Source organism: Cypionkella sp., from assembly GCF_034376685.1.
Lineage (GTDB): Bacteria > Pseudomonadota > Alphaproteobacteria > Rhodobacterales > Rhodobacteraceae > Cypionkella.
On record NZ_JAXMJJ010000093.1, the window covers coordinates 1 to 8,053 of the forward strand.

At 59.4% G+C, this 8,053-nt stretch carries 11 protein-coding genes and 1 pseudogene; 8 read left to right on the plus strand and 4 right to left on the minus strand.

Annotation, left to right across the window (positions count from 1 at the left end; all coding sequences use genetic code 11):
* Both U1A24_RS17635 and U1A24_RS17640 read left to right on the plus strand, forming a co-directional pair.
* Positions 1–1,111, plus strand: a pseudogene (locus tag U1A24_RS17635) (chromosome segregation protein SMC); the annotation flags it as partial.
* Positions 1,111–1,452 carry a hypothetical protein gene (locus tag U1A24_RS17640; protein ID WP_322323296.1) on the plus strand — a complete coding sequence of 114 codons (342 nt, stop codon included), beginning with the start codon at positions 1,111–1,113 and terminating at the stop codon, positions 1,450–1,452. The pseudogene U1A24_RS17635 and the gene U1A24_RS17640, both read left to right, overlap by 1 nt.
* 307 nt (positions 1,453–1,759) lie before the next feature.
* Here U1A24_RS17640 and U1A24_RS17645 read toward each other — a convergent pair whose 3' ends face one another.
* Positions 1,760–2,296, minus strand: a complete 537-nt coding sequence (locus U1A24_RS17645; protein ID WP_322323297.1) for a hypothetical protein — start codon at positions 2,294–2,296, stop codon at positions 1,760–1,762.
* A 178-nt stretch (positions 2,297–2,474) separates the two neighbouring features.
* On the opposite strand from U1A24_RS17645, the gene U1A24_RS17650 reads away from it, so the two are divergent.
* The gene (locus U1A24_RS17650; RefSeq protein WP_322323298.1) at positions 2,475–2,825 is read left to right on the plus strand and encodes a hypothetical protein; all 351 of its coding nucleotides are present in this window, start codon (positions 2,475–2,477) and stop codon (positions 2,823–2,825) included.
* On the opposite strand, the gene U1A24_RS17655 is transcribed toward U1A24_RS17650, so the two are convergent.
* Both U1A24_RS17655 and U1A24_RS17660 read right to left on the minus strand, forming a co-directional pair.
* Positions 2,815–3,339 (minus strand): L,D-transpeptidase family protein, encoded by a 525-nt coding sequence (locus U1A24_RS17655; RefSeq protein WP_322323299.1) that lies wholly within the window; start codon positions 3,337–3,339, stop codon positions 2,815–2,817. The genes U1A24_RS17650 and U1A24_RS17655 overlap by 11 nt on opposite strands.
* Positions 3,336–4,505 carry a MalY/PatB family protein gene (locus tag U1A24_RS17660; RefSeq protein WP_322323300.1) on the minus strand — a complete coding sequence of 390 codons (1,170 nt, stop codon included), beginning with the start codon at positions 4,503–4,505 and terminating at the stop codon, positions 3,336–3,338. Before U1A24_RS17660 ends, U1A24_RS17655 begins: the two co-directional genes overlap by 4 nt.
* Positions 4,506–4,711: 206 nt before the next feature.
* Between U1A24_RS17660 and def (U1A24_RS17665) the strand changes: the two genes are divergently transcribed.
* The 5 genes from def (U1A24_RS17665) to U1A24_RS17685 all read left to right on the plus strand — a co-directional run bounded on the left by def (U1A24_RS17665) (position 4,712) and on the right by U1A24_RS17685 (position 7,439).
* Positions 4,712–5,236 (plus strand): peptide deformylase, encoded by a 525-nt coding sequence (gene def / locus U1A24_RS17665; RefSeq protein WP_322323301.1) that lies wholly within the window; start codon positions 4,712–4,714, stop codon positions 5,234–5,236.
* Positions 5,236–5,718, plus strand: coding sequence for a peptide deformylase (def, locus tag U1A24_RS17670; protein ID WP_322323302.1), 483 nt, complete (start codon positions 5,236–5,238; stop codon positions 5,716–5,718). Before def (U1A24_RS17665) ends, def (U1A24_RS17670) begins: the two co-directional genes overlap by 1 nt.
* A complete protein-coding gene (gene def / locus U1A24_RS17675) occupies positions 5,715–6,218 on the plus strand; it encodes a peptide deformylase (RefSeq protein WP_322323303.1) in 504 nt (167 codons plus the stop codon). The genes def (U1A24_RS17670) and def (U1A24_RS17675) overlap by 4 nt, the downstream gene beginning before the upstream one ends.
* A complete protein-coding gene (fmt, locus tag U1A24_RS17680; protein WP_322323304.1) occupies positions 6,215–7,108 on the plus strand; it encodes a methionyl-tRNA formyltransferase in 894 nt (297 codons plus the stop codon). The genes def (U1A24_RS17675) and fmt overlap by 4 nt, the downstream gene beginning before the upstream one ends.
* Before the next feature lie 94 nt (positions 7,109–7,202).
* Positions 7,203–7,439 (plus strand): GlsB/YeaQ/YmgE family stress response membrane protein, encoded by a 237-nt coding sequence (locus tag U1A24_RS17685; RefSeq protein WP_322323305.1) that lies wholly within the window; start codon positions 7,203–7,205, stop codon positions 7,437–7,439.
* Here the strand turns inward: U1A24_RS17685 and U1A24_RS17690 are convergent, their stop codons facing one another.
* Complete coding sequence (locus U1A24_RS17690) at positions 7,440–7,952, minus strand: transcriptional regulator (protein WP_322323306.1); 513 nt, start codon at positions 7,950–7,952, stop codon at positions 7,440–7,442. It abuts the gene before it with no gap.
* Between the last annotated feature and the right edge of the window lie 101 nt (positions 7,953–8,053).

Below are 8,053 nucleotides of genomic sequence, written 5' to 3' on the forward strand. Positions count from 1 at the left end.
GCGTCGTAGGCAGGAAGCGGTGAAGGAGTTGTCAGGCTGGAAGCACCGGCTGGACACGGCGGCTAAGCGCATCGCAGAATTGGCCGAGCGCCGCGCCGAGACGCAGGAAGAACTTTCCGAGGCCTCTGCCGCGCCGGAAGAAATCGCCATCAAGCGTGAAGAACTCGGTGATGCGATCACCGAGGCCGAGGCGCGTCGCGCGGTGGCCGCTGATGCGTTGTCTGGTGCCGAAGCCGCCCTGCGCACGGCCCGCGATACTGAACGCGAAGGCGAGCGGCTGGCAGGCGAGGCGCGTGAAGCCCGCGCCCGCGCCGAGGCCCGCACCGAAGCCGCGCGTGAGACGGTTAACCTCGCCGCCGAGCGCATCGCCGAAGAACAGGGTGCGACGCCCGATCAGTTGCTGGATACGCTGAAGGTCGATCCAGACAAGATGCCGGATGCCGAGGTTCTCGATACCGAGGTGCAACGCCTGAAGCGCCAGCGCGAGGCTTTGGGTGCCGTGAACCTGCGCGCCGAAGAAGATGCCAAATCGGTGTCCGACGAATATGACGCGCTGGCGCAGGAGAAGATCGACCTCGAAGAAGCGATCAAAAAGCTGCGTTCCGGCATCGCAGGCCTGAACCGCGAAGGTCGCGAACGCCTGCTGACCGCGTTCGAACAGGTTAACGCCAACTTCGCCACCTTGTTCACCCATCTGTTCAACGGGGGTGAGGCGCGGTTGGTTCTGGTTGAATCCGATGACCCGCTGGAAGCCGGTCTGGAGATCATGTGCCAACCGCCCGGCAAGAAACTCGCGACGCTTTCGCTGCTGTCGGGGGGCGAGCAGACCCTGACCGCGCTGGCGCTGATTTTCGGCGTGTTCCTCGCCAATCCCGCACCTATTTGCGTGCTGGATGAGGTTGACGCGCCCTTGGACGATGCGAACGTCACCCGATTCTGCGATCTGCTGGATGAGATGACGCGGCGCACCGAAACCCGCTTCCTGATCATCACGCACCATGCCGTGACGATGGCGCGGATGGACCGCCTGTTTGGCGTTACCATGGCAGAGCAAGGGGTTAGCCAGTTGGTCTCGGTCGACCTCAAACGCGCCGAGGCGCTGGTCGCCTGATGGAACAGCTGTTGCGTGCGGCCGGTTTTACCGGCGTTGAGGTGGTAGATGGCGTGATTTACGCCCGCACCGACCCGGCTTTACCCGAATTTACCGCCACGCAGATCGGTGATGACTGGCAATTGGCGCAAGCTTGGCCGCTGCGCGCGACACCTACACAAATCGCACAGTGGAACGCCCAACAGCCCGATGCGCCGATGGATATTCACCAAGGCGAGACCCGGATCACCCTGCGCGCCACGCCTGAAAACCTTACACACTGGGCCGATCTGACCCGCGCCATGGTTGCACAATGCGTCGCATGGCGACGTGAAACCCGCCAGCACGATGAGGGGATGTGAGCAATCTATAGGTATTGTTAACCACCGCCAGTTAACCCTGACCTTGCCGCGATCCTTTGCGGTGAACGGAGGTGAGAAGACTGGACGAAATGAAGTTCCGAAAATGGATGGTATTGATCGCGGCGGCGACGCTGTTGGTTGTCATCATCCGCCTTTGGATAGGGATATGACCCAAAACAAAGGAGGCCCGGCGAGGTCGCACCCCCGCCGGGCCGTTTTGATGGTAAGTCAACTGAATGACGAAGTTCCGTAAAGCATCATGTTAGCAAAACCTTAAGGCTTCGTAAACAACACCCGCGATCTATGGTTAACGCAGCACCTGCAACCGATCCTTCAAACCCACCTCACCATCGCGTTCAACCGAGCACAGGATGCCCCGCAGCCGCAGGTTCGGATTGCTGCGCACCCAATCGTATGCGTCTTTGCCATAGCGCACTTTCCACTTCACGCAGGCGTCGTTCCACACATCGGAAACCCGCAACACCGCAGTGCCCGCTTGAATGCGCGTGCCCACCGGCAGATTGGCCTCGGATGTTTCAAAATCTGCCACAATCGGATCGCCGGGATGCGGCTGGCTGCGATCTTGCCAGACCAGATCCATCACCCGGCTGGGCAGAATCGAGACCTGAATGCGCGGATCGGGGCTGCCGTCCTCCAGCCGCATCCAAGGCGTTGTTGTCCAACGCTCCCCCGGAATACCCTCGGCTTTGGTCATGCGGATCTGGTCAGGAAACGCGCGCAACCCAATCCCCGGCCGCAGGCAAAGCCCGAGAATCGGGGCATCGGTTTTGGGTGCTGCCAGCACATGCGGCAATGCAGCATTCAACTCGGCCAATGTGATCATCCTGTTCCCTACATCCTGCGGCTGTGTCCGCGCAGGCTAGCAGGGGCGCAAATGCCCGGCCAGCCCATGATTTGCGACATTTCCGCAACGGCGGCGGCGCATTTCCGTCTGCGATTTCAAACCTGTCACAAAATTAAGCAGTTTCTTGGCAATCTTGATCTCAATGAAGGAGGCTAAGATGCTGGAGTTCTTGCCACAGGATATCCGAGACGGTCTTGATGCGGCCCGCAAACGCGAGTTTGCGCGCAAGTCACGGCTGCGGGTGCAGGTTGGTGAGGCGGTGTTTCCGGTCACGCGCTTCTGGCATGATGGTTTCGCTCTGGATGCCGCCCTGACACCGCATCTGCGCGGTCTGGTCGATGTCTACGACGGATCCCGGCATATCTTTCAGTGCCTGATCGTGGCATCGCTTGTCGACGACGGGGATTTGGTCTGTGATTTCAAGCGGGTGACGCTGGTGTCTGATCGTGTGCCGCTGGATTACGAACGCGACGAAAACGCGCCGGTGGCGCTGTTGCCTAGGGCCTGATTTCAACTTCGGTGCCAATCGGCGTTGCCGCAAAGATCGCGGCAATCTGGGCGTTGGGCAGCGCAATGCAGCCCGCCGTCCAATCGCCGGGGATCACGATATCTGTCGGCAGGGCGTTCGGCTGGCCATGGATCATGATATCGCCGCCCGGATCATAGCCGCCAGCCCGCGCCCGCGCGATATCGGCGGGTTGTGGGTAATCCAGCCCCAATGAGAGATGAAACGCCGAGTCTGCATTCTTGCGATTGATGCGGAAGATGCCCTCGGGCGTGCGATTGTCGCCTTGCCTGATCTTGTCGCCAACAGGGTTGGTGCCCAAAGCAACCGGATAGCGGCGCAGGGCTTTGCCATTTTGAAACAATACGATACGCCGCGCGGCTTTCTCGATCACGATGCGATCGATCGCATCCATCGGCGGCAGGTTTTCCGGGGGCCGCAGCCAGATCAATGCCGCCGCAGCCACCAGACAAGCCATCAAAACCAGCGCAGAGAATATCCGCGCCAGTGCTTTCATTGCAGATCGGCGAAGGCCGTTTGCAACCGCTGCACCGCCTCAACCACCACCGCGCGCGGAGTGGCAAGGTTGAAACGCAGGAACGACTCGCCGCCAGCACCAAAGGGTGTTCCGTGGTTGCAGGCGATTCTCGCCTGTTTTTGCACCCGATCGATGAACTCGGATTGCGCCATGCCCGTTCCCGCAAGATCCACCCAAGCCAGATAGGTGGCCTCCAGCGGCATGGATTTCAAGCCGGGGATCTGGTTAATGCCGTCGTTGAAAATCTTGGCATTGCCCGCAAGATAGCCGCAAAGTTCGTCGACCCAAGCCGCCCCTTCGGGCGAGTAGGCCGCCGTCGCCATGAACATGCCAAACGAGTTCGGCGAGATCCCCATCGCATTCATCCGCTCGGCAAAGCGCGCGCGCAGTTTCGGGTCGGCGATGATCACGTTGCCGGAATGCGCGCCTGCGATGTTGAAGGTCTTGGTGGTGGCGGTCATCATGACCAAACGTTCGGAAATCCCCGGTATCGCTGTCATCACCGTATGCTTCTGCCCCGGCATAACCAGATCATGGTGAATCTCATCTGACACCAACAACAGGTTGTGGCGGGTGCAGAAATCCGCCACGCCCTGCAATTCATCCAGCGTCCAAACGCGGCCACCCGGATTATGCGGCGAGCACAGGATCAGCATGGTCTCATTGCCGGTCATCTGGGCATCCCAGGCCGCGAAATCCATTTCATAGCGCCCGTTCACATTGGCTAGCTTGCACTCCACCACCTGCCGGCCAGCCCCTTTGATCACCCGCGCGAAGGCGTGATAAATCGGCGTGAACAGCACCACGCCGTCGCCCGGTTTGGTAAACGCATCGACGCACATCGCGGTGCCGTTCACCAAACCATGCGTGGTGAAAATCTGATCCCGCTCCACCGTCCAGCCATGCCGGGTCTGCATCCACCAGCGGATCGCATCCAGATAGGCGGCATCATCGCCGTAATAGCCGTAAACGCCGTGGGCCAGCATGCCTTCCAACGCGGTTTGCACGCAGGCTGGCGGGCGGAAATCCATATCGGCCACCCACATGGCGATCCCGTCCTTGGCCGGCACACCATAGAAGGCCTCCATCGAATCCCATTTGACAGAATGTGTTCCAAAGCGGTTGATTGGTGTATCGAAGGTCATTGTCGTCCTGCTGTGTTTCGGTATTTAGTTCTAGATAAGTTAGAGTATGTGGAAAATCTTCCTTAGTTTAATCGTTAAGTTGGAACTTATTTCCTGATTGTGCTAAAATGATGGTATAAAATACCGACACCTGCGCCCGTCCATCAATTTCTCAGAAACCCTACCGCCCTCTTGCACGATTTGCCCCCGCGCCGTAAATCCCAAACATGATCCGTGATATCCTGATCCATCCCGATCCGCGTCTGAAAAAGCCCTGCGAGCCGATCGCTGCGGTGACCGCCGAGATTTCTGCTCTGGCGTCGGACATGCTTGAAACCATGTATGACGCGCCCGGAATTGGTTTGGCCGCGCCGCAGGTCGGCGTGATGAAGCGCCTGATCGTGATGGATTGCATCAAGGATGGCCCGCCCGAGCCGATGGCGCTGCTTAACCCGCTGGTGCTGTGGTCGTCCGAAGATCTGGCCAGTTATGAAGAGGGCTGTCTTTCGATCCCGGATCAATACGCCGAAGTGAAGCGGCCAAGTTCGGTGAAGGTCGGCTGGATGGACCTGAACGGCACGCAGCAAGAGCGTATTTTTTCCGGGCTGTGGGCGACGTGTGTGCAGCATGAGATAGATCACCTCGATGGCAAGCTGTTCATTGACTATCTTGGGCCGCTGAAACGGCAAATGATCACCCGCAAGATGGAAAAGCTGAAACGAGAACGGGCGCGGTCAGGTTCGGATTACTGATGGCAGTTTTGCCCATCCTCCGCTGGCCGGATTCGCGGTTAACGACGGTTTGTGCGGAAATCAGCACTGATGTGTCCGGTTTGGCGGCTGATATGCTGGAAACCATGTATGCCGCCCCCGGACGCGGGCTTGCCGCGCCGCAAATCGGCGTTTTGCAGCGCATCTTCGTGATGGATTGCACTTGGAAAGAGGGCAACTTCGCGCCGCGCGTTCTAATCAACCCGGAACTGCTCTGGCGGTCAGCAGAAACCGCGACTGGCCCGGAAGGCTGCCTGTCTTTACCCGGCATCACCAGCCAGGTTTCGCGCGCGACATCAATACGGATGCGCTGGACAGATCTGAACGGTGCCATTTGTGAAGAAACATTCACAGGCTTTGCCGCAATCTGTGCGCAGCATGAATTTGACCATCTGAATGGCATCCTGACGCTAGATCACCTTGATCCTGCGGCACGCGCCCTCGCCGAAAGTGCCATGATATGACCGTCAGACTCTGCCTGCCTTACCCGCATCCCTGTCTGCGCGCGGTGGCCACACCGGTCATCGAGATCACCGATCAGGTGCGTGCGATTTGGGCTGATATGGTTGATACGATGGATGCGATGCCCGGCTACGGCTTGGCGGCGGTGCAGATTGGCATCCCGCAGCGCCTTGCCGTTGTCGATTGTTCCGAGCAGCGTGGGCAGGCCATTCTGATGGCCAACCCGGAAATTCTGCACGCCTCGGGGCAGTTTCGCGAGCATGAAGAGGCCTCGCCAAATCTGCCCGGCGTGTCGGCCGTGGTGCGCCGCCCGCGTGCGGTGACCGTGCGGTTTCTGAATGCAGAAAATCAGCTGGAAGAGCGCGATTTCGTCAATCTTTGGGCGACATCGGTGCAGCATCAGATCGACCATCTGGCGGGTAAGATGTTCTTTGATCACCTGTCGGCGGTGAAGCGAAAAATGCTGATTGCACGGGCAGACAAATTGCGGAAACGGCAATGAAAATCATTTTCATGGGCACGCCAGAGTTTTCAGTGCCAATCCTCAAGGCATTGAACGCGCAGCATGAAATCATCGCCGTCTACTGCCAGCCACCGCGCCCTGCCGGCCGCGGCAAAGCAGATCGCGCAAGCCCCGTGCAAATTTGTGCCGAGGCCCTGGGTCTGCCGGTTTTCCACCCGGTTTCGCTGCGCGACGCCGAGGCTCAACAGGCCTTCGCCGGATTGAAGGCTGATCTGGCCGTTGTCGTTGCTTATGGGCTGATTTTGCCGCAAGCCGTGCTGGATCAGCCGCGCCTTGGCTGCCTGAATATCCACGCCTCGCTGCTGCCACGCTGGCGTGGGGCCGCGCCGATTCACCGCGCGATCATGGCGGGAGACGTTGAAACCGGCGTTTGCATCATGCAGATGGAGGCCGGTCTGGATACCGGCCCGGTGCTGGCCTGCGAAGCGACGACAATCGGGGTGGAAGAGACCACGGCCGATCTGCATGACCGCCTGTCGCTGATCGGCAGCACGTTGATTTGTGCGACGATTGATCTGTTGCCGCTGACTGCCGTTCCGCAATCCGAACAGGGAGTCACATACGCGAACAAGATCGACAAGGCCGAAGCGCGTGTGGTTTGGTCAAAGCCCGCAGCCGAGGTTGATCGGCAAATTCGCGGGTTGTCACCGTTCCCTGGCGCCTGGTGCGAGATCAATGGCGAGCGGATCAAACTGCTGCGGTCTCGTGTCGCCGAGGGTGCGGGTGTGGCAGGGCAGGTGCTGGACGGGTTGCGCATCGCTTGCGGCGATGGCGCGGTCGAGATCACACTGGCGCAGCGCGAGGGCAAGCGCCCGATGTCGGCGGCCGATTTTCTGAACGGGCTGAAAATGCCGGACATGCTGGGCTGATCCTGCCCGACCGTCACGCAAAAGTTCGATTACGGCGGCCATTTCATTTTCAGCAATCGTCCCCATATAAACGACACAGCCGAAGGAGGCGCGGATGGGACTGGTGTTCTTGATTATCATCGGCACGGCGGCGGGGTTTCTCGCGACGCGGGTGATGCGCGTTGAGGCGGATGTTCCAACGACGGTGGTGCTTGGCATCGCGGGCGCGCTGATCGGCGGATTCTTGTTGCGTAGTCTGGTGGTGATCACGGGCTGGCTGGCCGGGTTAGTAGGGGCAGTGTTGGGTGCTATCGTGCTGATTTGGCTTTATAAGACCTATCTTGCCAGATAGTTAACCAAGCCGCTTGATCGCATCGCCCAGCCGAAAACCTTTGCCGCCACCAGCGTCCCAAAGCATCCTGCCCTGCCACGCCGCGAAGATCAGCGCTGCGGTTTCCTTGGCTTTCGCGCTGACGTCCAACCGGGCTGCAATCGCCTGTTCCACCTTATGCCGCCATGCTTTTGCCCGCCCTGTCAGCCCGGAATCGCGCAAGCTGAGGGTCAGCAACGCCCCCGGATCAATCGGACCCACAAGCGATTTCAGCAGGCCCGGCAAGCCTTTGTTCATGGTGCTGGCATCCAGCGTCGCGGCTTCAACCAACTGATCCAGCTCGTCCCACGCTTGCGCAATCGCACCCAAAATCATGTCGGAGCAACTGCCTAACCGCTGCACCAGGGTGGTTGGGGCTAGCCCGGTTGCTGCCGAAACCGTGGAAAACGTCACCGATTTTTCACCATTTTTCAGCAGCAAGGTCAGAACCTGCTGGAAAACATCACGGTCCGATATCAGCTTTGTGCGCGCCATGATTTCAATATGACCTGAGCGTCAATAATTGCAAGCGAGACGTGAATGGCTATGCGTCATCCGAGTCATTGGTGGATTCGGCACTGACTTTTTCGATCCGC

Excerpts from the sequence above, each read along its gene's own strand:
- def (WP_322323301.1), top strand. The coding sequence starts at position 4,712 with ATGATCCGTGATATCCTGATCCATCCCGATCCGCGTCTGAAAAAGCCC.
- U1A24_RS17655 (WP_322323299.1), bottom strand. The coding sequence starts at position 3,339 with ATGAAAGCACTGGCGCGGATATTCTCTGCGCTGGTTTTGATGGCTTGT.
- U1A24_RS17645 (WP_322323297.1), bottom strand. The coding sequence starts at position 2,296 with ATGATCACATTGGCCGAGTTGAATGCTGCATTGCCGCATGTGCTGGCA.
- fmt (WP_322323304.1), top strand. The coding sequence starts at position 6,215 with ATGAAAATCATTTTCATGGGCACGCCAGAGTTTTCAGTGCCAATCCTC.
- U1A24_RS17685 (WP_322323305.1), top strand. The coding sequence starts at position 7,203 with ATGGGACTGGTGTTCTTGATTATCATCGGCACGGCGGCGGGGTTTCTC.
- U1A24_RS17640 (WP_322323296.1), top strand. The coding sequence starts at position 1,111 with ATGGAACAGCTGTTGCGTGCGGCCGGTTTTACCGGCGTTGAGGTGGTA.
- U1A24_RS17650 (WP_322323298.1), top strand. The coding sequence starts at position 2,475 with ATGCTGGAGTTCTTGCCACAGGATATCCGAGACGGTCTTGATGCGGCC.
- def (WP_322323302.1), top strand. The coding sequence starts at position 5,236 with ATGGCAGTTTTGCCCATCCTCCGCTGGCCGGATTCGCGGTTAACGACG.
- U1A24_RS17690 (WP_322323306.1), bottom strand. The coding sequence starts at position 7,952 with ATGGCGCGCACAAAGCTGATATCGGACCGTGATGTTTTCCAGCAGGTT.
- def (WP_322323303.1), top strand. The coding sequence starts at position 5,715 with ATGACCGTCAGACTCTGCCTGCCTTACCCGCATCCCTGTCTGCGCGCG.
- U1A24_RS17660 (WP_322323300.1), bottom strand. The coding sequence starts at position 4,505 with ATGACCTTCGATACACCAATCAACCGCTTTGGAACACATTCTGTCAAA.